The sequence below is a fragment of the Pseudoalteromonas rhizosphaerae genome (assembly GCF_028885455.1).
GTDB lineage: Bacteria > Pseudomonadota > Gammaproteobacteria > Enterobacterales > Alteromonadaceae > Pseudoalteromonas > Pseudoalteromonas rhizosphaerae.
Genome location: NZ_CP118496.1, coordinates 3039405 through 3063025 on the forward strand (window position 1 = coordinate 3039405; position 23621 = coordinate 3063025).

Annotated in this window: 20 protein-coding genes; 14 read left to right on the top strand and 6 right to left on the bottom strand. The window is 40.1% G+C overall.

Features of this window, described 5'->3' with window-relative positions:
* The first annotated feature begins 7 nt into the window (after nucleotides 1-7).
* The 7 genes from PVK79_RS12965 (at nucleotide 8) to PVK79_RS12995 (ending at nucleotide 7101) form a co-directional block, all read left to right on the top strand.
* Nucleotides 8-961, top strand: a complete 954-nt coding sequence (locus PVK79_RS12965; RefSeq protein WP_257325818.1) for a TauD/TfdA family dioxygenase — start codon at nucleotides 8-10, stop codon at nucleotides 959-961.
* 96 nt (nucleotides 962-1057) lie between these two features.
* Complete coding sequence (locus tag PVK79_RS12970) at nucleotides 1058-2425, top strand: serine hydrolase domain-containing protein (RefSeq protein WP_257325819.1); 1368 nt, start codon at nucleotides 1058-1060, stop codon at nucleotides 2423-2425.
* A 271-nt stretch (nucleotides 2426-2696) separates the two neighbouring features.
* Nucleotides 2697-3254, top strand: a complete 558-nt coding sequence (locus tag PVK79_RS12975; RefSeq protein WP_145233045.1) for a YcjF family protein — start codon at nucleotides 2697-2699, stop codon at nucleotides 3252-3254.
* 87 nt (nucleotides 3255-3341) lie between these two features.
* Complete coding sequence (locus PVK79_RS12980; RefSeq protein ID WP_182731271.1) at nucleotides 3342-3515, top strand: hypothetical protein; 174 nt, start codon at nucleotides 3342-3344, stop codon at nucleotides 3513-3515.
* Nucleotides 3516-3622: 107 nt separating this feature from the next.
* The gene (locus tag PVK79_RS12985) at nucleotides 3623-5326 is read left to right on the top strand and encodes a cyclic peptide export ABC transporter (protein ID WP_257325822.1); all 1704 of its coding nucleotides are present in this window, start codon (nucleotides 3623-3625) and stop codon (nucleotides 5324-5326) included.
* Nucleotides 5323-6435 carry a prohibitin family protein gene (locus tag PVK79_RS12990; RefSeq protein WP_145233046.1) on the top strand — a complete coding sequence of 371 codons (1113 nt, stop codon included), beginning with the start codon at nucleotides 5323-5325 and terminating at the stop codon, nucleotides 6433-6435. Before PVK79_RS12985 ends, PVK79_RS12990 begins: the two co-directional genes overlap by 4 nt.
* A gap of 258 nt (nucleotides 6436-6693) precedes the next feature.
* Nucleotides 6694-7101, top strand: coding sequence for a hypothetical protein (locus PVK79_RS12995; protein WP_182718887.1), 408 nt, complete (start codon nucleotides 6694-6696; stop codon nucleotides 7099-7101).
* A 75-nt stretch (nucleotides 7102-7176) separates the two neighbouring features.
* On the opposite strand, the gene PVK79_RS13000 is transcribed toward PVK79_RS12995, so the two are convergent.
* Nucleotides 7177-8346, bottom strand: a complete 1170-nt coding sequence (locus tag PVK79_RS13000; protein WP_149980981.1) for an MFS transporter — start codon at nucleotides 8344-8346, stop codon at nucleotides 7177-7179.
* A 301-nt stretch (nucleotides 8347-8647) separates the two neighbouring features.
* Between PVK79_RS13000 and PVK79_RS13005 the strand changes: the two genes are divergently transcribed.
* From PVK79_RS13005 to PVK79_RS13015, 3 genes are all read left to right on the top strand, one after another.
* Nucleotides 8648-9592: a Gfo/Idh/MocA family protein gene (locus PVK79_RS13005; RefSeq protein WP_257325826.1), complete on the top strand. Its 945-nt coding sequence runs from the start codon at nucleotides 8648-8650 to the stop codon at nucleotides 9590-9592.
* Nucleotides 9593-9612: 20 nt separating this feature from the next.
* Entirely contained in the window at nucleotides 9613-10122 is a 510-nt protein-coding gene (locus tag PVK79_RS13010) for a M23 family metallopeptidase (RefSeq protein WP_257325828.1), read from the top strand.
* 86 nt (nucleotides 10123-10208) lie between these two features.
* Entirely contained in the window at nucleotides 10209-12266 is a 2058-nt protein-coding gene (locus PVK79_RS13015) for a UvrD-helicase domain-containing protein (RefSeq protein WP_257325830.1), read from the top strand.
* 9 nt (nucleotides 12267-12275) lie between these two features.
* Here PVK79_RS13015 and PVK79_RS13020 read toward each other — a convergent pair whose 3' ends face one another.
* The gene (locus PVK79_RS13020) at nucleotides 12276-12527 is read right to left on the bottom strand and encodes a LexA family protein (protein WP_149983453.1); all 252 of its coding nucleotides are present in this window, start codon (nucleotides 12525-12527) and stop codon (nucleotides 12276-12278) included.
* 59 nt (nucleotides 12528-12586) lie between these two features.
* Between PVK79_RS13020 and PVK79_RS13025 the strand changes: the two genes are divergently transcribed.
* Together PVK79_RS13025 and PVK79_RS13030 are read left to right on the top strand one after the other, a co-directional pair.
* The gene (locus tag PVK79_RS13025) at nucleotides 12587-13702 is read left to right on the top strand and encodes an IS630 family transposase (RefSeq protein ID WP_257324033.1); all 1116 of its coding nucleotides are present in this window, start codon (nucleotides 12587-12589) and stop codon (nucleotides 13700-13702) included.
* A gap of 27 nt (nucleotides 13703-13729) precedes the next feature.
* Entirely contained in the window at nucleotides 13730-14614 is an 885-nt protein-coding gene (locus PVK79_RS13030) for a topoisomerase DNA-binding C4 zinc finger domain-containing protein (RefSeq protein WP_257325832.1), read from the top strand.
* Nucleotides 14615-14659: 45 nt separating this feature from the next.
* On the opposite strand, the gene PVK79_RS13035 is transcribed toward PVK79_RS13030, so the two are convergent.
* Nucleotides 14660-15607 carry a sodium-dependent bicarbonate transport family permease gene (locus PVK79_RS13035; RefSeq protein WP_145233051.1) on the bottom strand — a complete coding sequence of 316 codons (948 nt, stop codon included), beginning with the start codon at nucleotides 15605-15607 and terminating at the stop codon, nucleotides 14660-14662.
* 130 nt (nucleotides 15608-15737) lie between these two features.
* Between PVK79_RS13035 and PVK79_RS13040 the strand changes: the two genes are divergently transcribed.
* Entirely contained in the window at nucleotides 15738-16703 is a 966-nt protein-coding gene (locus tag PVK79_RS13040) for a LysR family transcriptional regulator (protein WP_182718892.1), read from the top strand.
* Between the two features lie 38 nt (nucleotides 16704-16741).
* Here PVK79_RS13040 and PVK79_RS13045 read toward each other — a convergent pair whose 3' ends face one another.
* Genes PVK79_RS13045 through PVK79_RS13055 form a run of 3 tightly spaced genes read right to left on the bottom strand, consistent with a single transcriptional unit; the run spans nucleotide 16742 to nucleotide 20700 of the window.
* Nucleotides 16742-17743 carry a LacI family DNA-binding transcriptional regulator gene (locus PVK79_RS13045; RefSeq protein ID WP_145233053.1) on the bottom strand — a complete coding sequence of 334 codons (1002 nt, stop codon included), beginning with the start codon at nucleotides 17741-17743 and terminating at the stop codon, nucleotides 16742-16744.
* A gap of 58 nt (nucleotides 17744-17801) precedes the next feature.
* A complete protein-coding gene (locus PVK79_RS13050; protein ID WP_145233054.1) occupies nucleotides 17802-19328 on the bottom strand; it encodes an MFS transporter in 1527 nt (508 codons plus the stop codon).
* A 43-nt stretch (nucleotides 19329-19371) separates the two neighbouring features.
* A complete protein-coding gene (locus PVK79_RS13055) occupies nucleotides 19372-20700 on the bottom strand; it encodes a GH1 family beta-glucosidase (RefSeq protein ID WP_182734311.1) in 1329 nt (442 codons plus the stop codon).
* 321 nt (nucleotides 20701-21021) lie between these two features.
* Here PVK79_RS13055 and PVK79_RS13060 point away from each other — a divergent pair, with 321 nt between their 5' ends.
* Nucleotides 21022-23598, top strand: coding sequence for a glycoside hydrolase family 3 protein (locus PVK79_RS13060; RefSeq protein ID WP_257325835.1), 2577 nt, complete (start codon nucleotides 21022-21024; stop codon nucleotides 23596-23598).
* The last annotated feature ends 23 nt before the right edge of the window (nucleotides 23599-23621 follow it).

Genomic DNA, 23621 nt, shown 5'->3' on the forward strand with positions numbered 1-23621 from the left:
GAATGAAATGGATCAGTTATTAGCAATAGATATGGATTTTTGCACTGACAATAGCGATTGCCGTGTGCATGATATGAGCGCTCAAAAGCAAAGTGGTTTGGCATGGGTTAAAGCCAATACTGACTTAATAAATGATTGGGTAAATCAAGATGGTTTAGCGCTACTGAGAGGGCTAAATATTGTGAGTACTCACCAATTTAGTACTATTTTAGAAACTATTTTTGGTGAGCCTCTAAAGCAGTATGTTTATCGTTCATCGCCACGCACTGCGTTGAAGAATAATATTTATACCACTACAGAATACCATGCTGATCAGGTGATTTTACAACACAACGAAAATGCGTATTCGAATAGTTGGCCTAAGAGAATGGGGTTTTTCTGTGTGGTGCCAGCGACGACTGGGGGCAATACTCCCTTGGCCGATAGTCGTGCGGTGTATAACCACATACCCATGCGGATCAGAGAAAAGTTTGAGCGGTTAGGCGTCATGTACGTGCGAAACTACGGTGATATTGATTTACCTTGGCAAGAAGTGTTTCAAACACAGAGTAAAAGTGATGTTGAACAGTATTGCCATGCAAACGACATACAGTTCGAATGGGTCGATGGCGATAAATTGCAAACACGCCAATGCCGCCCTGCTGTTGTCACTCACCCTTCAAGTGGTGAAAAAGTCTGGTTTAATCAAGCCCATCTTTTTCATTGTTCAAGTATGGACAGTGCCGTGGTGCAATCAATGCGAAGTAGTATCGGTGAAGCAAATTTGCCCCGTAATGCGTACTTCGGTGACGGCACGGACATTGACCCACAAGACATAGCAGCAATCAATGATGTGTATCGTGGGCTTACATTCTCTTATCAATGGCAGCGTAATGATATTTTGTTGCTTGATAACATGCTGTACACCCATGGACGAGAAGCATATAGCGGTCCTCGAAAAGTACTGGTGGGCATGGCTTAACAGGTTGTTATTATGAGAAGTTTACTAAGACTATTTTCACTTTGTTAGCAGTGATGATTTTGGCAAAGAGATGTGGCTATTTACAGGAGAAAAATAATGAAATGGCTTATGCATGTAAAGTTTAAAATCATGGTTGTCTGCTTATTAAGTTTGATTTTAGCGTCTTGTTTGCAAAAAAAGAGTGTGGCAAAAAATGTCACTATCACAGCGGCTCAGATAGAAATGATTGCTACAACAGTGCAAGAATATTGTGACACTTTAGTCTTTTTTGGCACTGTGTATATTACTTCTGGTGACGCGGTTGTATACGAGGCTAATTGTGGACCACAAAATATGCAATATGATATTGCAAATACTACAGAGTCAAAATACCGAATTGGTTCTAACACTAAAGCATTTGCGGCAACCATGTTAATGAAAATGCTCAAAGGAAAAGATTTAAGAACACAGACTATAGGTGACTATCTACCTTGGTTTCCTAAAAATCAATGTGCGGATGTGTCATTGCACAATTTATTGACTATGTCTTCAGGCATTAATAATTACAGTGATAATGAAGACGTTTATGATAATTATGGTTGGCGGCCGTTTCTTTATGATCAAACGCTAAATTTAAATGGGCCTGAAGATTTCAGTAATCGTTTTTGTACTTGTACAGAACAAGATGAAAAACCGACATTTACTCCGGGCTCTAAGTATCAATATAGTAATTGTAATTATTATTTAGTCGGCAATATTATTGAGCAAATAGCTGCGGGTAGCCAAGGCGATATTGACCGTAACTTTTGGTTCGAAAACCTCCTTAAAGAACAGATATTAGATCCCATTAATATGAACGATAGTGGTTCATTTAGCGCCATTGGCGTGTATAAAAATATGACCACAGGCTATATCTCAAATCAAAACCCATATTTACCACTAGCCAATGGCAGACCGCCATTAGTTGGCGGTCCTGCGCCATACGAGAATATTTTAAAGAATCCTTATAGCAATCCATTGGTACTTTATTCTGCTGGTGATATGTACTCAACAGTGACTGATATGCATAAGTGGGATCAGGCATTATACACAAGTAAAATTTTAGATGAGGCACAAAAATTAGTGGCATTTGCACCTTATTCTAATACCGGTAACAGTACGCAATGCGAATACTATGGTTATGGTTGGTTTGTTACATTTATTGACCCTTTACAGTTTGGCAAAGTTGCCGATTGTCCATCAGATCCTGCTGATGCAAACCTGCGAAAATATGAAAAATTTTTACAGTACTCAGGTAGTTATCCTTATTCATGGGTGACAAGCTTTAACCGTTTAGTGGAACGGGATCAATCAGTGATGGTCTTTAGTAATTACGTTAAAACAGGACTAGAGTCGGACTGCATTGCAAGTGAGATCAGAAATATAATTTTTTACAGTGATAAGCACCGAGAAGATAAGTGCCAAGCGATATTAATTGATGCGTAAAGTTGTGTCGATGAATTGGTGAATGTCAAAAGAATTGAATTGATTAGTTTCTTGTACTGGCTGTGGGCTAAGTACTAATAAAGTTGGAACCAAACCTGAACAAGGAGTGGTTGTAGTCCAATTACTGTTTGCATGTTTATGCAAAGTATTACTTTTCTTTTCATGAATATGAAAAGAAAAGTGAAAAAGGGCAAGTTACTGACTAAAGTTTTACTAGAGCAGTAATTTGGTGGGTTCAACAACTGTTAATTTAATTCATAGAGGAAAAAATATGACAGCGGCAAAAACAGCGAAGGACGAAAAGGCGAATACTGACACCGTTTCTGAGCAACAAGCAGATCTCGTTGAAGCAGAAAATCGAGTTGCTGTAGCGCAGATCATCGTCGATAAGTATAGCAAATGGTCATTTGGCAGCGGACTTATTCCAATTCCAGTGGTTGATTTGGTAGCTTTGACAGGTATTCAAATAAAAATGATTGATGAGATTGCTAAGGTATATGGCCAATCCTATAGTGAGAATAAGCTGCGAGGCACTATTAGTGCGGTAATTGGTGGCTCTTTTCCACAGACATTGGGAGGGGCTGGCTTGAGTAGTTTCCTTAAAGCTATACCTATCATTGGAACGCTTAGTTCCATTGCATTTATGCCAGTGATCTCGGCGGCATCTTCGCATGCAGTCGGTTCTACGTTTATTCGACACTTTGAAAATGGCGGTACATTGATAGACCTTAATTTAGCGAGTATTAAAGGTGATATCTCTGAGATCGCAGCGAAGTATCGTAAAGACAAAGGTGATGCAAGTGCTCAACAAAGCCAAGCTGCAGTGTAAGTAGAATGAGCTAAACCCTAAATAAACCAGCAGTTATTGCTGGTTTATTTATCAATTGATTACAGCTTAACTGAAAAGGAATTAATAATGATCGTCATTTTATATTTAGGATTATGTTTATTGTGTGGTTACTGGGGGCGAAACACTTTTGCAGGCCCGGTAGGCTTTTTTTTGCTGTCGCTGATGCTGACACCTTTTGTCGGTTTATTAATATTAATTTTTGCGCACAAAAAAGATGCAACACATAGCCAAGATACATAACAAGTAATACAGCGACATGGATAACAACGTTTAACGCTCAATTAGTTATATAGCTTAGTTAAACCACTGGTTTTAAAGCAGTGGTAATATTATTCAGCTGTACGTTAATGAGTGTTGATAAAGACCATCAAAAAACAATAAAAGATTCTAAAATGGTATTATACGATTTAATTAGTCGAAACATCACAGTTAAAAAAAGAACTTTTGCTGCGCTAGGTTGTATTTCCGGATTAGCAAATGCCCTCGTTTTAGCGCTAATAAATAATGTTGCGGAAAATATTGCTGATATTCACCGCGAAAATCATATTCTTTATTATCTCGCTTTATTTTCGTTAACCATTGCTATTTATGGTCTCACCCAACATAGATTAATGACTAAAGCTGCAAAAATGGTTGAACAAGCCATAGATGGGTTACGTGTCGAGTTGTTTGAATGTGTTCGTCATACTGAACTGGCGACCTTAGAGAAGATTGGTAAAGAGAAAATTTTTACTACGCTAAGCAAAGAATTACAGACTATTTCTCAGTCTGCGCAACTGTTTGTGATTATAGGTCAGTCAATTAGCTTAGTTTTTTTTACATCTATGTATATTGCATATCACTCCTTTGTGGCTTTCATTGTGTTGGCCGTATTGATTATGCTTGGCGGCAGCATTCACCGGCTTCGGGCAGACGAAATACAAAAGAATATGCAGCAGTCATTTGAGAGCGAAAACAAATTAATTCAACGCTTGTCTGATTTACTCGATGGCTTTAAAGAAGTAAAGCTAAGTGTTCCAAGAGCGGATGATCTTGAATATGAGTTTGCAATGGACTCAGCGCGCGCTAAACGCTCTAAGACGAAAACACAAACTTTGTTTGCCAGCGATTTTATTTTATCGCAAATCAGTTTTTTTGCGGCAACTGGGGCTATGGTTTTTATTGTACCGGTGTTATCGCATGTCTACACCGATGTGGTTATTAAAGTTACCACAGCTTCGCTGTTTTTAATTGGCCCAATCACCAGTATTGTCGGCGGTATTCCTATTTTTACCGCTGCCAGTGAAGCTGGACAAAATGTGTTAGCGTTGGAAAAGGAGTTACAGTCTGAACAGGAAAAAACTCAACATACTAAATCGGCTAATGCTGAGCTCGCAACATTTGAACAGATACAACTAAGTGGTGCATATTATCAGCATAATCGTGCACCTGGTGAACATGCCTTTGTAGTTGGTCCCATTGATTTTCAGCTGCAGCGAGGCAAAATTACTTTTATTACTGGGGGAAATGGGAGCGGAAAAACTACCTTTATTCGTATGCTCACAGGTCTATATGAGTTACAGGCTGGAAAAATACTCCTCGATGGTCAACAGCTCAATGAAACTTCACTGCAAGGTTATCGTAGCTTGTTTACTGCGGTATTTTCTGACTTTCATTTATTTAAACAGCTGTATGGTATTCACGATACAAAACAACAAGAAATTGATGAATGGTTGGCATTTTTAGAAATGAACACCAAAGTGAGTATCGTCGATGGTCAATTTAGCACTGTTGACTTATCGTCAGGGCAGCGAAAGCGCTTAGCGTTATTGAGTACAATTTTAGAAAATCGACCTGTATATATTTTTGATGAATGGGCTGCCGATCAAGACCCTATTTTTAGGCGTAAATTCTACGAGCAAGTATTACCACGACTCAAAGCAAGAGGAAATACAGTGATTGCAATTACCCATGATGATACATACTTTCATTTAGCTGATGCCCATTTAAAAATGGTGGAAGGGCAGTTAACCGATAATAACGATATTGTAAGCAATGGGGTCTCATCATGAATATTGTCATTACTCCCGATTTAACTCTGTTGGTGCTTGCGGGTTTACTACTTGCATTAATAATCACAAATATCAGTATGCGTTTTATTAAACGTTATAAGCCTAAATTTCATAAACGTATTTTGTCATGGCGTTTTAGAGCTGGGATCACATTACTGGTTTTTATGTTTCTAGGCATGGTGCTGGTGCCAGTGATGTTTATTAAAATTGATTCAGGCCAAGTCGGAGTTTTGTGGAAACGTTTAGGCGGTGGTACCTATTTGGAAAAACCGTTTGATGAAGGAACAGTGTTAGTTCTGCCTTGGGATACGCTAACGCTTTATTCAAGTCGGTTTCAAACTGCTGATGAAACAATTCACGCTATTACTTCCCAAGGCTTACAAATTTCGTTAGATGTGACTGTGCGTTATCGGCCAGTGGTTTCACAAATACCTTATCTACATAAGTTAGTTGGTACGGATTACCTAAAAGAAACAGTACTACCAGAAGTTAATTCTGCGGTGATCATGATTGTATCGCGTTATACGGCAGAGCAAGTGTACGGTAATATGCGTTTACAAGTGCAAAATGAGCTTCTAGATGAAGTTTTAAAGGAACTGCAATTACAAGAGCAGACAATTTTACAGCAAGAAAAAGCGACGCACTCAGGGCAAGTGTTAGTTAATTTGGATGATATGCTGATCAAGCGCGTTAATATACCAGAAAAGGTACATAATGCGATTATCGCAAAAGTGAATCAAAATTATTTGAACGAAGAATACGACATGCGTTTAGTTGTTGCTAGAAAAGAAGCGCAGCGTAAGAAGACCGAAGCAGAAGGGATCAGAGATTTTCAGCAAACAGTCAGTGGTGGTATTTCTGAAACATATTTACGCTGGCGAGGGATTGAAGCTACAGTGGAGTTGGCCAAATCTAACAATAGTAAAGTTGTAGTGATAGGTGGTGGTAAAGATGGTTTACCATTAATTTTGAACACAGAAACAACGCAAGGCTCAGTCGGCCCAAGCCCTGTAATACCTAGTACCACAGCTGAAAAAACGCTAACGAACGATCCTGCTTTACCATTCGTGCAAACGCCTTCCAGCCCAGAAAAAACATTTTATCAGTAATAGCAGCATTATTAGCTCGCATATTAAAAACATAAAGTAGCTGTTTATAGATAAAAAGGTGTCGCTATTGACACCTTTTAGTTGTGTTGCTCAATCTAGTTTCAGTAACAATTCATTTTTATAAAGTCCATAAGTTAATTTTCTTCACCTATTAGGTTTATTTTTATCGTTTGTTGAAATTGAGCTAACACTCTAAAGTTCAATTGTCGGCACCAGATACGACACGATTTAGGCAAATAATCAAATAGGAATATAATCATGAAACGTACACTTATCAAAACTATTGCTCTTAGCTCACTATTAACATGTTCAGCTGTTGCTCTGGCTGATCAAAGTGATTACAAATTAATGGTTATTGAGACAGCAACAGCGCCACAGCCAGTTGAACAATCATTTAATAATTGCGCACTAAACGTGAAATCAAAAAATTACGCGCAAGCAGAAACTATTTGTACTAAAGCGATTGCGTTGCTAAAACAAAGCGAAGGCCCAAAAATGAAATTACGTGAATTAACATCGTTTGCATTAAGTAATCGCGGTGTATCACGTATGATGGCTAAAAATGATACCGCTGGTCTTTCAGATTTATATGAAGCTGCACAAATGGCTGATAGCGCGATGGTATCGCATAACCTTACTCGTGCTAAAGAATACCTATCTTTATAAATTAGGCCTTATTACTTGAATTAAAGCCCCATACTGTTAACTCAGCATGGGGTTTTTGCGTTATTAGGCTATGGCTTATCCTGCCACAGGGGTATTGTCAGTGGAGATGCCTTTAAGGCTTTTGATCAGCATATAAATACAGGTGGTAAATAAACAACCGCCTAAATACAACATAATGCCGTTAGCTGAAGCAAATAGGTTGGCAGCAAGCAAAGGCCCAAAGACCGAGCCAAAGCTGTAACTCAGTAACATAATTTCCGTTGCTGAGACTATTTTTTCGATTGGCAATGCGTCACAGGCTAAGGTGATGGCAATGGGGTAGAGTGCAAAACTTGCAGCCCCTAAAATAAAGTAACTGGCCATCAATACGTTGAAGTGTACAGCTTGCATAATACCAACTACACCCATCGCGCCAAATAAACAAAATAATGCCATTAATAAGCTTTTTGCCATTCGTGTTGATAAATAACTCACCAACGGCTGTACTAACATACCGCCTAAAATAATCACCGCCATCAAGGTGCCAGTAAAAGCGGCCTGCTCACTTTGGGCAGCGATATATACTGGCATTAAACCGTATATTGGGCCAAGTACTAATCCTGATACCAAACAGCCTAAAATTGCTGGGCGACTGAGCTTTTTTAACTCAGTTAATTGTAGTTTTTGCGAGTGCTGACTTTGCGGTTGCCCTGATTTAATCAGCAGCGGTGCTAACATCGCTAAAAATAATAGAGCAATAACAAACAAATAGGGGAGTGGGCCACTGGTGCCAAGCGGATCGATAGCTAGTTGGCCAACGGCGCTGCCACCGTACAGGGATGTCATATACAGGCCTAATCGTTTAGCTCGTGCTTTGGCAGTGTCAGTCATTAGTAACCAAGATTCAACCACCACAAATACCCCAGCTACGGCGATACCAGCTACAAAGCGGGCTAAAAGCCACACGTTGGCATTAGGTAAAATAAGCTGTGCTGCAACACTGAAAATTAATAACCCCAGAAATGCCAGAAAAGCATGACGGTGGCCTACTCTTGCAACAATACGCTCAATAAAAAAAGCACCAATTAATAAGCCAAGATAAAAGACACTAGCTAACCAAGAGGCAAGTTCATTATCAAGCCCAAAGGCGCTCAATGATAAAGGAATTAGACTCATTAAAAAGCCTGAGGCAATAGCAAAAAAAGACAAACCAATAACAGGTGCAAGTGGGTTATTTGGTTTATGACCGGCAGCGAGCTCAACCATTAAAGAATCCGATTTAAAGGGCATAAATAATTGCGTTGGAGTGTTTTAATAGCTGGCAATTATTTTTGGTTGGTTAATTTTGCGGCGAATTTAATCCGATTTTGAACACAAGTAAAGTTATATTTGAATATTTACTCAACATTTTATTTAGAACACTTAGTTAGGTAAATAAACCGGTTATTTACGTCATTTTGGTATCATTTTTTTAGCGAAATTGTTTAAAATTTGTAGTTGTTTTATCAATCTAAATAATAACTTGGTATGCTGTGTTTTTATTTTTCATCAAGAGGCAGTAGTAAAAATGAACCAGCTAACAATCGCTTTAGTCGGGCTTGGGGATATAGCACAAAAAGCATATTTACCTATTGCCACGCAACATGCACAGATCGATCCTATTTTTTGTACACGAAACCTGACAACATTAACGCAGTTAGAGAAGCAGTATCGGGTTCAAAAGTGCTTTACAGATTACCAAGCGGTACTGGCGTGTAAGCCCGATGGGGTGATGATCCACACTAATACTGAGTCTCATTTTACGTTTGCGAAGCAGGCACTTGAACAAAAAATCGCTACGTTTGTGGATAAGCCATTAGCGTATAGTTTTAGTGAGGTAAGTGAACTTATTGCGTTAGCAACTAAACATAACACGCCATTATTTTTAGGTTTTAATCGTCGCTTTTTACCAATTATGGCCGATATTGCAAAGCCACAAATACGCCATCTTAAATGGCAAAAAAACCGCTTAAATTTACCAGCACAGCCGCGCACTTTTATTTTTGATGACTTCATCCATGTGGTTGATAGTTTATGCCATTTTGCAAATGTAGAGCGTTTTGATCAACTTAACCAGTTACAGGTGTTTTCACAGCTAGATCCACAAGGCTTATTGGCAGCAATACATGTTAGTTTTGAGTTTGAGGGGCGGTTATTTCAAGGCGCTATGGATAGATTAAGTGGCTGCAATGAAGAAGTGGTTGAAATAACCGGTTTGAATGAAAAGTGGCGGTTTGAATCGCTAACCAATATGACCTCTATGGTCAATGGAATACAGCAGAGCGCGATGCAAAATGATTGGCAAGCAACGCTATATAAACGGGGCTTTGAGTCAATGCTAGAGGCATGGCTAACGGCGGTTAAAACGCAGCAGGTAGACCAATTACAGCTTAAAAAAGATAGTTTAACACATGAGTTGTGTGAGTGGCTGGTTGCACACGTATCAAACAATAATGAACTATTTCACTGTTAAACTATTTCAAGGAAGTTGTAATGAAAGTGATGAAGTACATGGGACTAACGTTCTTTACAGTCCTTGTTATTGGGCTGCTCATACCTGAAAAAATAGTGATCCCAGTCAAAGGTGCAACAGCAAATGATTGGCATCATAATACCTTTTGGTATGGCCCTTGGGGTAAATCAGGTGTACACAAAGGGATAGATATTTTTGGCAAAAAACACACTACAGTGGTTGCTTCGGTAAGTGGTGTGGTGCTGTATTCAGGTGAGCTAAAGCGCGGTGGTAAAGTGGTGGCATTACTTGGGCCTAAGTGGCGACTGCATTACTTTGCCCACTTAGAAAGTTATTCGGTAAGTGCAGGAGACTATGTTGCAGTCAGTGAGCTGATTGGTAGCTTAGGAGACACGGGGAATGCGGCAGGTAAACAACCTCACGTACATTACTCTATTTTATCGTTACTGCCGTACCCATGGTTAATGACCGCGCAAAGCCAAGGCTGGAAGAAAATGTTCTTTTTAAATCCAGATGAAAAACTACGCTAAAATAATTGCCGTTATTTTCACACTTATCCAGCTGATTAACTTAAAATACCGTTAATTCACTATTTTTATTTAGGAATTCAGCAGTAATGAATTCTATTGCAGTGAGCCTGTTTGGCAGGATGTTTTCTAATAAAGCCATGTTGGCGTTTGATCACCATATGTTGACTATTTGCCAAGGAAACTCAACTAGACAAATAAGTTGGAGTGATTTGGAGGCACCGCCGTCGTTTGCTTTCGGCTTGTTTGGTCAAACGATTTCTTTTGTTACGGCACAACAAAATCATACATTTTCGCTGCTGGCATATGGTGCTCACCGTAAATTTAAAGCTGAATTTGAACGCTATTGGGTGAACGCTAATGAAGCTAAGCTTGACACTTTTCTTAATAAAATAACAAAACTGGTCAAGCAGCGATATTTACGCCAGTCTTATGTTAGTCGTATTCAGCGGTTGGCACAGCAAGAGCATGATCGTTGGTTGCCGTGGATAAAAATCAGCCCCGCATTTGTTTTAGTGGATAAAAAAATAAACGTATTAGAGCAATATGCAAACTGGGATGCTGCACTTACCCAGTATCTACAACAAAAATACGTTACTAAGCAACTTAATCTACACCACACTTTTTTTGACCGTGTTGAAGCAAATCCATTAACACTAAGTCAAAGACGTGCTTGTGTGATTGATGACGATAATAACTTGTTATTGGCTGGCGCAGGCACCGGTAAAACCAGTGTTATGATTGGCAGGGCTGGGTTTTTAGTGCAAAGTCAGCAGGCAAGTTACAGTGATATTTTATTGCTGGCCTATGGTCGCAAAGCTGCTGATGAAATGGATCAACGGATCGAAAATAAGCTCGCCACCGATAAAATAAAAGCCGCTACTTTTCATAGTGTCGGACTGGCGATTATCTCACAAGTTGAACGTGCTAAACCGACTATGAGTGTATTTGCAGAAGACGAAAAAGCGAAAGCAAAATGGGTGCAGCAGTGCTTTGAATCATTGATTGAAAACAGTGCCGAGTATCGTCATCTGGTTTTAGATTATTTTAGTAAATACTATTATGTTGAAAAAAATGAATTTGATTTTAAAACATTGGGTGATTATTACAGCTACTTAAATGATAACGATATCCGTAGCCTAAAAGGCGACAAGGTAAAAAGCTTTGGTGAGTTATATATAGCTAATTGGCTGTTTTATCACGGCATAGATTATCAATACGAAGCGCCTTATAAAGTTGACGTAAAAACCATTGAACGCAGACAGTACAAGCCTGATTTTTATTTACCTGAGTACGATATTTACATTGAATATTACGGCATCGATGACGTTGGCAATACTGCGCCTTACATTGATAAAGCGCAATACCATAGCGAAATTGATTGGAAAAATACCACTCATGCCAGTAATAACACTCACTGTATAGCTTTGACTTATGGGCAACATAAACAAGGTAAGCTGTTAAACGAACTTGAACAAGCGCTTTTAAGTGCGAGCGTGAAAACACAGTTATTGCCCTTAGAATCACTGCTCGAAAGCTTAAAAGAAACTGGCAGGATCACCGTATTAGCTGCGTTATTTAGTCAATTGCTGAGTTTATATAAGGCGGCTTATTTAACTGATGCTGATGAAGTTGATGTCATTAAACGCTCCCTTGACGCCAAACAAACAACCCAAGCGTTGGCGCTATTAAAACCAATTTTATCTAACTACAACGCTCACTTGCAGCAGCGCGGTGAAATTGACTTTGATGATATGATTATCAAGGCAATCGAGTATGTTGAGTCGGGCAAGTTTAAATCGCCTTGGCGTTATATTATGGTTGATGAATTTCAAGATATATCACAGCCAAGAGCACGATTGGTTAAAGCACTTCGCGATAGCAACAAGGGTAGTTCAGTATTTGCAGTGGGTGACGATTGGCAAGCAATTTACCGATTCAGCGGCGCTGATATTAAGTTGACCACTGAGTTTGCAACGTATTTTGGCTTTACTACGCAAACGGCGCTGGATCTTACGTTTCGTTTCAATAATAAAATTGGTGAAGTTGCCTCAGCATTTATTAGTAAAAATCCCGCGCAGCTTGATAAAACGATTACTTCTTTAACTCAGGTTTCACATCCTAGTACTCGTTCACAGAAGTTCTGATCAGTTGCCTTACTTAAATTCAGGCAACTGATTTATTCCTATCAATAGCTTTATCGTTCGGCTTTTTCCAGCAGTTGAAGTGATGAACCCTTTCTTTTTAAGCGTTAAAATCATTGCATGAACACTTGATGATGCAGTTCCAAAATAACGCTCAAAATCATTTTCAGCAGGTGCAACACCATTCACTTTTGTGTAGTAATAAATAAATGCCAAATACTGCCCTTGTTTCACAGTGAACGACGGCAACTCTTCTTTATTCATAATGAACTTTTATCCTAATTGACGATCCTTTAACTCATATTTACTCATTTAATATTGTTATGAACCGAAAGTATATTGTTGAATTATCAGCAGAAGAAAAATGCGAATTAGTTAACTACTGCAAAAAAGGCATGGTCAATGTTCGAAAGTACAAACGAGCCGCCATTTTATTAAAAGCGGACCGTTGTCGATATACAACAGATCAAATATGTGAAGCGGTTCAAGTGAGCTCTTCAACTGTATTTCGAGTCAAACGTCAGTTTGTCGAAGACGGTTTAGAAGCCGCTTTAAATGAAGGTGCACGAAGTGGTGCTATGAGAAAAACCTCCGCGAAAGATGAAGTAACTTTAATAGCCACAGCCTGTTCTGAGCCGCCAACAGGACACTGCCGATGGACATTAGCGTTACTTGGCGAGCGATTAATAACATTAACGGATTTAGACAGTATTTCATATGAAACGGTTCGTAGACGCCTTAAAGAAAATGCGTTAAAGCCATGGCAAAAAAAGATGTGGTGTGTGGCAACAATGGACGCTGAGTATATTGCAAGAATGGAGCATGTACTTGAATTATATGCTGAGCCAGCGGATGAGCTCAATCCCATTATTAATTTTGATGAGGCGATGAAGCAACTTGTTGATGATACACGGCCAGTACAACCGATGAAAAAGGGACAGGTAAAACGCCTAGATTATGAATATAAACGGGTTGGCGTGGCTAACTTATTTGTATTCTTTGACCGTCATCGGGGTTGGCGACACGTTAAAGCAACACAGAGGAAAACGAAAGTTGATTTTGCACACTGTATGAAGGACTTAGTCGATGAACACTACCCACATGCGAATAAAATTCGTGTCGTGCTAGATAACTTATCGACTCATACGGAAGGTGCGTTATATAAAGCATTTTCACCGCAAGAAGCACGACGTATTTTAAATAAAATAGAGTTCCATTACACACCTAAACATGCGAGTTGGTTGAATATGGTCGAGATAGAAATTGGCAATATGAATAAGCAATGCTTAGATCGGCGCATAGCAAGTATGGAAGAGTTAAAGACAGAGCTCACGGCGTGGGAATGGCGCCGAAATAAAGAAGGCGCCAGTATAAATTGGATGTTTAATGTTGATTCAGCACGTGAAAAACTAGAGAGAGCTTACGGTGCTCTCAACTAGTCAAAATTTGTGTGACGAAGTACTAGTGTGTCGTTATTAAGGCGCAGTAGTAATGCGTCTATTGGTTATAAAAATAGTTATTACAGTGACATTCCTGAACTATTAAATGGTGCGATTGATGACATACTCTGCACAATACACAGCAAGGCATGTAAACCCACAACCGTGTATTTTTTAGCGCGATTTTGGTTTCAGCTACCAACAAATACGGATATTAAAACCATGAGTGTTAAATACCCGTTGTTAAAAATTCAGTCGCAGTCTTTTCACGCCTCAAAAGGTAAAGAAGCCGATCATGTTATTATTATCGGATTACAAAAGGGTAAACATGGTTTTCCATCTGAAAAAGTTGCGCCCGCAATTATCGAAGCTTTATTACCAGCGCCAGAAAACTTCGCTTACGCACAAGAGCGACGGTTATTTTACGTTGCACTAACGCGCGCAAAACACCGCGCCTACATCATTGCTGATATGACCAATAGCAGTTGTTTTGTCTCGGAGTTAATTGCTGAACATGACATAGAACTGGATGAATTTACTAGTGATGTTGATCAATTACATATCGCAGATATAAACTGTATGCGCTGTGATAGCGGGGTATTAAAAAAACACAGTGGTCGTTTTGGGCCATTCTACGGCTGTTCGTTATTTCCGCGTTGTGAGCATAAAGAAAAATCGTGCGAGCAGTGCCAAAGCCCAATGACTCGCAGTCGCTATACAGGGTTTAAATTATGTATAAATACAGCCTGTAACCATCTAGTGCCAACGTGTGATAAATGCGGTGCTGAAATGGTATTACGCAATAGCGCAAAAGGGCAGTTTTGGGGATGCAAAAATTATAAAGGTAATGATCCACTTAGCTGTAAAAATGGCAAAGACAGTAAGTCAATTCAATGGCCCGAGCTTGCTTAACCTATAGATAGATAAGGGCTAAATAGCCCTTATCTATTGTTTAATTTATTGCATCGCAACAGCAAGTTGATGATACAAACCGATACCGATAAGTACGTTAAATGGGAAAGTGATGCCTAGTGAACTGAGCATAGCCAGACCTATATCGGCTTTGGGGATTGCGGCTTTTATAGCGGCAGGCGCTGCAATATAAGATGCACTGGCCACTAAACTCCCCAAGATAACGATTGAGCCTAACTCAAGCGCTAATAAAGTGCCGACACTGACCCCAATCGCGCCTAATATTAATGGACTGATTATAGCAAATAGTGTCAGTTTCCAGTGATGCCAAGGTATAGGGCGTAATGTTTGCGCTGCCGTTAAACCCATTTCGAGTAAAAATAATGCAAGCACGACTTTAAAACTATTGGTTAATAATCCAGTTACTTGGCTGCCTTGCTGTGTGCCATACATCATACCAATAACAACACCGCCTACGAGGAGAATAACGCTCTTATTGGTTAAGGTTTCATGCCAGAGTGCTTTAAGCGATAAGGTATTATCGGCACTATGTTGTTTATCAAGTCGTCGATAAAGTAACAGCCCGACGATAATCGCGGGAAGCTCTAGCATCACTAAATACAGGGTTACTTCAGCACCTACTGCTAGCTGCGCCGATTCAGCATAAGCGAGGGCGACTGCAAATGTCCCCGCGCTTACGGAGCCATAATGGGCGGCGATACTTGCGCTGTTCGCTACCGAAAGTTTTATCACATATTTTAAAATAGGGTAGAGCATTAAAGGTATAAATGCGCCAAGCAGCATCACCGAGCCCATTTCTGGCAATAATTGCCAACTAAGATTGCCGTGTAATACCATGCCGCCTTTTAAGCCTATGGTCAGCATCAGCAGCAAACTTAAGGTCTCGTAAGTTGCTTTTGGAATAACGAGATCAGAACGTAAAATCCCCGCAACTAAACCCAAAACAAAAAACATTACAACAATATCTGGCACACCTTTCTCCTATTAATTTAAAGTTGCGCTATTGTAGATAAAATCATGCATTGTAAATAATAAAATGATTGGTAGTTAGTTATAGGTTATTATCTATGGGCTGATTAATACCTGAGGGGATGTGATAGCGATGGATTTAAGACATATTTCTTTTCGGCTGCTTGAAGTGTTTATGAGTGTAGTAAAAACCGGCTCGATCAGTGAAACCGCACGGCGTTTACACTTAACTCAGCCAACGGTGTCGCTGCAAATTAAACGTTTACAAGAGGCTGTAGATGAGCCGCTGGTGATTATGCAGCAACAAAAACTGCATGTCACAGAAGCCGGGCATGAGTTATTTAGGACTTGCCAACGAGTGTTTGGCCACTTTGATGATTACAACGATTTTTTAGCTGAACTCAAAGGGGGTGAGCGCGGGCGATGTAAAATCGCCATGGTGAATACCGCACAATATATTTTGCCAAAATTACTCGGGCCCTATAGTAATTTGCATCCTCATGTTGAGTTGCCTCTTGAGATTGGCAATAGAGCAGAGGTGTTAGCGCGCTTTGAACGCGGTGAAGATGATATTTATGTATTTAGCCATCCACCGTCACTTGAACATGCAAAAGCGGCACGCTTTTTAAAAAACCCGCTTGAGTTTATTGTGCCTACTGATCATCCATTAGCTAATCAACAACACGTTGCACTTTCTGAGCTAGTGAAATACCGCTTTTTATTAAGAGAGCCTGGCTCTGCAACTCGGATGTTATTTGAGAGCGAACTGCAAAGACGCGGTTTAGTACTGAGTAACAGCGTGCAAATGGCAAGTAATGAGGCTATTCGCGTTGCAGTATCATCAGGAATGGGAATTGGTGTGCTGTCTCGCCATGTGTTGCCAATAGGAGATCATGGCTTCAAAGTATTAACTGTAAGTGATGCAAGCTTAGCAAGTCATTGGTACTTTGTGATCCGCACTGATCGGCATATTGCTCATGCTGCGCGTAGTTTTTTAACATTTGCCCAAGACCACCTTGAACAATACTTAGATGGTCGATGGGTACGTAATGAATTGCATGGGCTGAATCTAAGTTTAGCTGATCAGCAAATTCGTTAGTTGAAAATTCAACCTAGTGAACGAATGATTTTACCGCATTAATTAATATCTGGCGTGGAGTCTCTTAAAACGAGAGTCGGCTGGAATACACGATTAATTGTAATGCCAGGGCGTTTGTAAATGTCTTTAAGTACAAGGTTAGCCGCCATTCTGCCCATCTCTGGGACTGGGTTATCTATGGTTGTTAGAGTTGGGTAAAGGTAATTGGTGAAAATCACGTTATCGTAGCCCATAATGGCGAGATCTTTCGGTAAATTAAAACCGTGTTCTCTGGCGAACTTCATCGCACCTGAGGCCATTTCATCATTGGCACAGACAATTGCGCTAAATTGCGCTTTATTTTCAATAAAATGTTTTAAGCCATCATTGCCGCCGGTTTCTTTAAAGTCGCCAATGTAAAAAAGGCTTTCATCAAAGGCTATATTGTATTCAGCAAGCGCTTTTTTATGTCCTACGAGTCGGTCTGACGCATCAACTTTAAATTGTGGACCCGCAATATAAGCAATATTTTTGTGACCTTTATTGATCATCGTTTTAGTGGCAAGATAACCGCCCAGAACGTTATCAAGACTAATACAGTTGTCTTTAATTTCCTCAACATAACGGCTCATTAAATAAATGGGGATTTTTCCCTTACTAAGTTCAATTAGATATTCGTCCGATACTATTTCCACATGGGCAATTATGGCATCACAGTTACGACTGATTAAAAATTCAAAGCCATTTTTCTCTTTGTCTTCGTCACTGTGCCCTGCGGTAATAATAACATGCTTACCTGCGGCACGAAGTTGCTGCTCTATCGCCGACATCATTTGGCCAAAGAATGGGCCGTCTAGTTCAGAGACTAAAACACCAACACTACTGGTACGACTCGATGCTAAAGAACGGGCAATAGAACTGGGTTGATAGCCAAGTTGCTGCATTGCTTCGAGCACTTTTTTCTTGGTTTTTTTACTTACATAATCATTGTCGTTCAGAACCCTTGATACCGTAGAGAGAGAGACACCTGCAAGTTCTGATACTTGATAAATTGTAGCCATTAATTTCCTAGCGTTATTATTCGCACTTTATAAAAACGTATTGATAATGAAATATAATTTACACATTACTGCGTCTAAAAGCCAAGTCTTCCGTGATTTTCTGCGTCATTGCGGGTGTCAACGGATAGATAAGCATCAAGGCGGCACCTAAAAAAGCAAATGCTGCGGGGATCCAACTCATTAATAGTTGCATGCCAGGTAATGATTGCGTAATGGTTGCTTCGTTCATGCCGTTATAGCCATAGCCTGCCAATACCACTAATACTAATGCCCCTGCGAAACCGCCGCCAGTTTTTTGCACAAACGTCCCTGCGGAATAAATTAAGCCCGTGGCGCGGCGTTTGTTTTTCCACTCAGAATAATCGGCAGCATCCCCTAACATGCTAAAAAACAGGGTCGGCATCATGGCAGCAAAAAATTCAGCTGCACAACCAAAAGTAAATATGGCAACAATGTTGTCAGCAGGCACCCAATAAAATGCTGTGGTTAATAAGCCACTTAATATTAAAGAGATGATAAATAAATTACGTTTGCCTATTAGTTCGGCAAGTTTACCAGTGGCAAGAGCGCCGAGGATAGACACCACTAATAACGCAACGAAGTATTGGCCTGCCATCAGTTCGCTGCCAACCTGATATTTAAAGTAATAAGCAATTACACCATACTTTATACCGTTGAACATCATGGTCAAAAAGCCCATGCCTAATAAAATTAACCAAGGCTTGTTGGTGAGCAAATCAACCATATCACGTTGAGTTCCGGTGAGATTTTGATGATCTTTGTTGAGTAATTTTTTTATCACAACAGTCATCATAGTCATGATAAATGCAAAAAATAGCCCACTGTAGATTTCGCGATAATAAAAGAACAAGGTAGTTGCCAATAATGGCAGAATAATAAAGGGTAAGTTTTTAGTTAAATCTTTGAGCTCTGATTTTAAATTACCACTGGTTGTTTTGTGGGGTATTACCCGCTCTTTGGTGCTAACAAAAGTGATCACCATCAAAACAATTAGTAATGCTGCAAATAAGTACATGGTTAACTGATAACCTTTGGCGTTATCGCCATCGCCAAAATAAGCAACCAGTTCAGGTAAAAAGCCCATCACTAATAAACCGCCTGCAAAGGCTCCGGCAAAGCGAAAACTCGATAGTTTCGTGCGCTCGGTATCGTCTGGACTCATTACTCCCATTAATGCAGAGTAAGGCACGTTACTCACCGTATAAGCTAACGTTAAGCCTATGTAGGTAACGTAGGCGTAAATTAACTTGTTGGTGTCATTGAAATCAGGTGTGGTGAAACACAACACCATGAACAGTCCTAAAAAAGGAGCAGACCATAAAATCCACGGTCTGAATTTACCAAACCGAGTGGTGGTTCTGTCTGCAATCATTCCCATAATGATATCGGTTACACCATCGGATAACCTAACCACCAAAAATAACATAGCTGCGGCCGCAGCCGATATGCCAAATGTGTCAGTGTAAAATACTGCTAGGTAGGCAAGTGCACCTCGCCAAACTAAGTTGGCTCCGGCATCACCCATCGCATAACCGATTTTTTCGTATAAAGGAATTTTGTTCACTGTGTGTTTCTTATTGTTGTTTTTAAAGGAGCACTAGCTAAGTTTACCGGCTAGTAATTAAACTACTATACGCAAGGCCACTGGCTTTTACAGTACGTTGTTGAGTTTGATAATCAACATAAACGATACCAAATCGCTTTGAATAGCCTTCAGCCCATTCAAAGTTATCCATTAGGCTCCATGCAAAGTAGCCATGGATCACCACACCTTGTTCAGTTGCGTTATGCAATGCGTTTAAGTGTTGCTGATAGTAAGCTATGCGATCTGAATCGTTAACTTTACCATCTATCATCTTGTCGGCCATTGCTGCGCCATTTTCAGTAATATAAATCGGTGGTAGGGTATATTTCTCATTTAACGATACTAATAATTCAGTAAGTGCTTGCGGGTAAATTTCCCAACCAATATCAGTTAATAGGCCTTGATGTGGGCGCTCGTCATAAAAATCATCAGCGCTTGCTTGGTAATGTAAACGCGTATAAAAATTAACGCCAAGGTAATCTAATGGCTGCGCAATAATTTCCATATCACCGGGGTGAATATCTGGACGCTGCTCTGCTGGAAGTTGCTCAATAATATCTGGGTATTTGCCAGTCATTACAGGGCGCATATACCAATGGTTAATATAATCATCAGCAAAGGCTGTGGCTTTAAGATCTGCGTCACTTTGTGTTACCGGGTAACAGGGAGTAAAGTTGAGTACGATACCATTAAGTGTCTGTGGGCTATTTTTAGCCAGCATTTGCATCGCTAAACCATGACCTAGTAATAAGTGATGGGCAGCTTTTCGGCCAAATTCCCGACCGACAATACCTGGGGCATGCACACCAATTTCATACCCTAAATAAGAGCTGCAAAAAGGTTCATTTAAGGTTGAATATGAATAAACACGATCACCAAACGCTTTGCTAATAAGATCTGTGTAGTGAGCAAATTCATAGGCGGTATTACGATTTAACCAGCCGCCTTGATCTTCTAAATACTGCGGTAGATCCCAGTGATATAAAGTGACAAATACCTTGATGTTGCGGCGTTTAAGTTCATCTAGAAGATCAGTATAAAATTTCACACCTAATGGATTTAAACTACCATCTTGATGCATTACGCGCGGCCAAGAAATTGATAAACGATAGGCATCAACGCCCAGAGAATCTATTAACTCAATATCTTGAGGCCAACGAGTGTAGTGTTCACAGGCGATTAGACCATTTGAGTTATCGGCAATTTTATCATCTTGAGCACAAAAGGTGTCCCAAATACATGGCAGACGATCTGCTGCACCACCTTCAATTTGAAATGAAGCAGTTGCTACGCCAAAAGTGAAATCTTTGCTCAGTAGCGGCGAGTGTTTAGGTAAAGATAATTGTTTCATTAATAGAAAACCTCTGCTTTCTTTTTATAGTCCGTGATGCTGTTATTTTTAGCTTTTAAAGCTAATATATCTGAAAGCGCTTCCATATTTAATTTGATTAATGCCAATAGATGGTATTTAATGACTTTGAGGAAGCGCTTCCATATTTAGGTTAGTGACTATTTCTTAACAGGTCAACAGTTAAATTTTAATTTCAATGATGACAAAAAATAGTTCTACCGTTGCTTAGATGAATAAACCGCTTGGTCTCGCTTTTGTAATACAGCAGGTACTTAGAGTCTTTTAAGCAGCAATGAGTTGATAATAGATAGGTATATAAAAATGAAAACACACTTACACACAGCTAAGTTACCTACACTAAGTTTGTTAGCTGGATTAGTTACTCTGGCTGGTTGTTCAGCAAGCGAAAATAAAGATACGTCTCAAAATAATAGAGCTGTTGAACAAACGCAGCAGCAACAATTGCTAGCTATTTGGCCAAAGCTGAATAATGTGGTTCGAGCTGATCCGCAAATTGAGTCTAAGATTGCTCAGTACTTGCAGACGATGGCATTAGAGCAAAAAGTTGCGCAGATGATTCAACCTGAGATCCGCGATATAACGACTGATGATATGCGTAAATATGGTTTTGGCTCGTATTTAAATGGCGGAGGCTCATTTCCGAACGCGAATAAACATGCCACACCACAAGATTGGATTGCACTTGCTGAACAGATGTATCAAGCATCGGTTGACGATTCTCTTGATGGCATCGATATTCCTACCATGTGGGGCACCGATGCTGTACATGGTCATAATAACGTGATTGGTGCAACGTTATTTCCACATAACATTGGCTTAGGCGCAGCAAATAATCCCGCTTTAATAGAAAAAATAGCCGCTGCGACGGCAATCGAAGTGATGGTTACTGGTATTGATTGGGTATTTGCGCCGACTGTTGCTGTTGTACGTGATGACCGCTGGGGTCGAACTTATGAAGGGTATTCTGAAGATCCAGAGATTGTCCGCCGGTACTCAGTTGCCATTGTTAACGGCTTGCAAGGCCATGCAGATGGTGATTTTTTAAGTCATAAGCGGGTGATTAGCACAGTTAAACACTTTTTAGGTGATGGCGGTACCGTCGATGGTGACGATCAAGGTAACAATATCGATTCAGAGCAAGCCTTGTTTGATACTCATGCTCAAGGCTACATTGGTGGTTTGTCGGCTGGTAGTCAATCTGTTATGGCGTCGTTTAATAGCTGGCATGGTAAGAAAAATCATGGCAATAAATACCTGCTTACCGATGTACTGAAAACGAAAATGGGCTTTGATGGCTTTGTTGTTGGTGATTGGAATGGCCACGGACAAGTTGTAGGTTGTAGTAACGAAAGCTGCCCACAGGCTGTAAACGCGGGGCTTGATATTTTTATGGTTCCTACGGGGGCGTGGAAACCACTTTATGAAAATACGATAGCGCAAGTAAAAGCCGGTGAAATTGCCATGAGCCGAATTGACGATGCTGTTGCGCGTATTTTAAGAGTCAAACTAAGAGCGGGTTTATTTGATAAACCGAGCCCTGCAAAACGTCAGTTCTCAGGTAAAACGCAGTTAATTGGCGCGCAAGCGCACCGCGATATTGCGCGACAAGCTGTGCATGGATCACTGGTGTTATTAAAAAACAACAACAATACTTTGCCGATAGCGGCTAATTCACGAGTATTAATTGCCGGAGATGGCGCAGATAATATTGCTAAGCAAGCGGGGGGCTGGAGTATTACTTGGCAAGGCACCAATAACGAAAATACCGATTTCCCTGGTGCTACGTCAATCTTTGCGGGTTTAAAAGCGCAGATCACGGCCGCAGGTGGAGAGGCCATTTTAAGTCCTGATGGACACTTTACACAAAAACCTGATGTGGCGATTGTGGTGTTTGGAGAAGAACCTTATGCAGAAGGCCACGGTGACAGGGATAATCTTGAGTTTGAGCGTAATAATAAAAAGTCGTTAGCGTTATTAAAACAGCTTAAATCAAAAGGCGTGCCGGTCGTATCGGTATTCATTTCAGGTCGACCAATGTGGGTTAACGCTGAGTTAAATGCCTCTGATGCGTTTGTCGCCGCATGGCTACCGGGTACAGAAGGACAAGGTGTGGCCGATGTATTATTAACTGACGCAGGAGGTGATATTCAGCATGACTTTACTGGTAAATTGTCGTTTTCATGGCCAAAATCACCACTGCAAACCGCAGTAAATAGAGATGATGTAGACTATTCGCCACTATTTCCTTATGGCTTTGGTTTAACCTATACAGATAAAAATACCCTGGCAGATAATTTAAATGAAGACTCAGGTGTTGATATAGCTAGTTTGCCTAATATGGCTATTTTTAATGGCGTGCTGACTGATCCATGGCGATTGTTTTTAAAGTCAGCACAGCAGCAAGTTCAAGTAGCTAGCAATAGCGTTGAATTAGCAGGTATTAGTTATCGTACTGAAGATAAAAATATTCAAGAAGATGCAATGGCATTTGTATTTACAGGTATAGGCCTTACTTCAGTCGAAATCAATAGTAACTTCACTGAAGATAAAGTGGCTTATATCGAAGCAAACTCAGCGCTGAGTTTTGATTACAAGATAAATAGCGAATTTGCTGCTCCATTATTTGTTGCTATGAGTTGCGAGCATGGTTGTGGTGGACGTGTTGATATCAGCGCAGAACTCAAAAAGGCTACATTAAATAGATGGCAAACACTCAGCATAGACTTAACCTGCTTTACTGAGCAAGGCGTTGATTTTTCAAGAGTGATTAGCCCATTTTCATTACAGAGCACGGGTAACGGTTCGGTTTCTGTGGCGAATATCAACTTTGTGCCAGAGGGAGCAAAACAGGCAACAATTATCTGCCCAGATAGTTAACTTAGTCTTTGATTTTGTTTTGT

Bases quoted from the DNA above. Each gene is read 5' to 3' on its own strand.
- PVK79_RS12965 (WP_257325818.1), top strand. From the start codon at position 8: ATGGATCAGTTATTAGCAATAGATATGGATTTTTGCACTGACAATAGC.
- PVK79_RS12970 (WP_257325819.1), top strand. From the start codon at position 1,058: ATGAAATGGCTTATGCATGTAAAGTTTAAAATCATGGTTGTCTGCTTA.
- PVK79_RS12975 (WP_145233045.1), top strand. From the start codon at position 2,697: ATGACAGCGGCAAAAACAGCGAAGGACGAAAAGGCGAATACTGACACC.
- PVK79_RS12980 (WP_182731271.1), top strand. From the start codon at position 3,342: ATGATCGTCATTTTATATTTAGGATTATGTTTATTGTGTGGTTACTGG.
- PVK79_RS12985 (WP_257325822.1), top strand. From the start codon at position 3,623: ATGAGTGTTGATAAAGACCATCAAAAAACAATAAAAGATTCTAAAATG.
- PVK79_RS12990 (WP_145233046.1), top strand. From the start codon at position 5,323: ATGAATATTGTCATTACTCCCGATTTAACTCTGTTGGTGCTTGCGGGT.
- PVK79_RS12995 (WP_182718887.1), top strand. From the start codon at position 6,694: ATGAAACGTACACTTATCAAAACTATTGCTCTTAGCTCACTATTAACA.
- PVK79_RS13000 (WP_149980981.1), bottom strand. From the start codon at position 8,346: ATGGTTGAGCTCGCTGCCGGTCATAAACCAAATAACCCACTTGCACCT.
- PVK79_RS13005 (WP_257325826.1), top strand. From the start codon at position 8,648: ATGAACCAGCTAACAATCGCTTTAGTCGGGCTTGGGGATATAGCACAA.
- PVK79_RS13010 (WP_257325828.1), top strand. From the start codon at position 9,613: ATGAAAGTGATGAAGTACATGGGACTAACGTTCTTTACAGTCCTTGTT.
- PVK79_RS13015 (WP_257325830.1), top strand. From the start codon at position 10,209: ATGAATTCTATTGCAGTGAGCCTGTTTGGCAGGATGTTTTCTAATAAA.
- PVK79_RS13020 (WP_149983453.1), bottom strand. From the start codon at position 12,527: ATGAATAAAGAAGAGTTGCCGTCGTTCACTGTGAAACAAGGGCAGTAT.
- PVK79_RS13025 (WP_257324033.1), top strand. From the start codon at position 12,587: ATGAACCGAAAGTATATTGTTGAATTATCAGCAGAAGAAAAATGCGAA.
- PVK79_RS13040 (WP_182718892.1), top strand. From the start codon at position 15,738: ATGGATTTAAGACATATTTCTTTTCGGCTGCTTGAAGTGTTTATGAGT.
- PVK79_RS13045 (WP_145233053.1), bottom strand. From the start codon at position 17,743: ATGGCTACAATTTATCAAGTATCAGAACTTGCAGGTGTCTCTCTCTCT.
- PVK79_RS13055 (WP_182734311.1), bottom strand. From the start codon at position 20,700: ATGAAACAATTATCTTTACCTAAACACTCGCCGCTACTGAGCAAAGAT.
- PVK79_RS13060 (WP_257325835.1), top strand. From the start codon at position 21,022: ATGAAAACACACTTACACACAGCTAAGTTACCTACACTAAGTTTGTTA.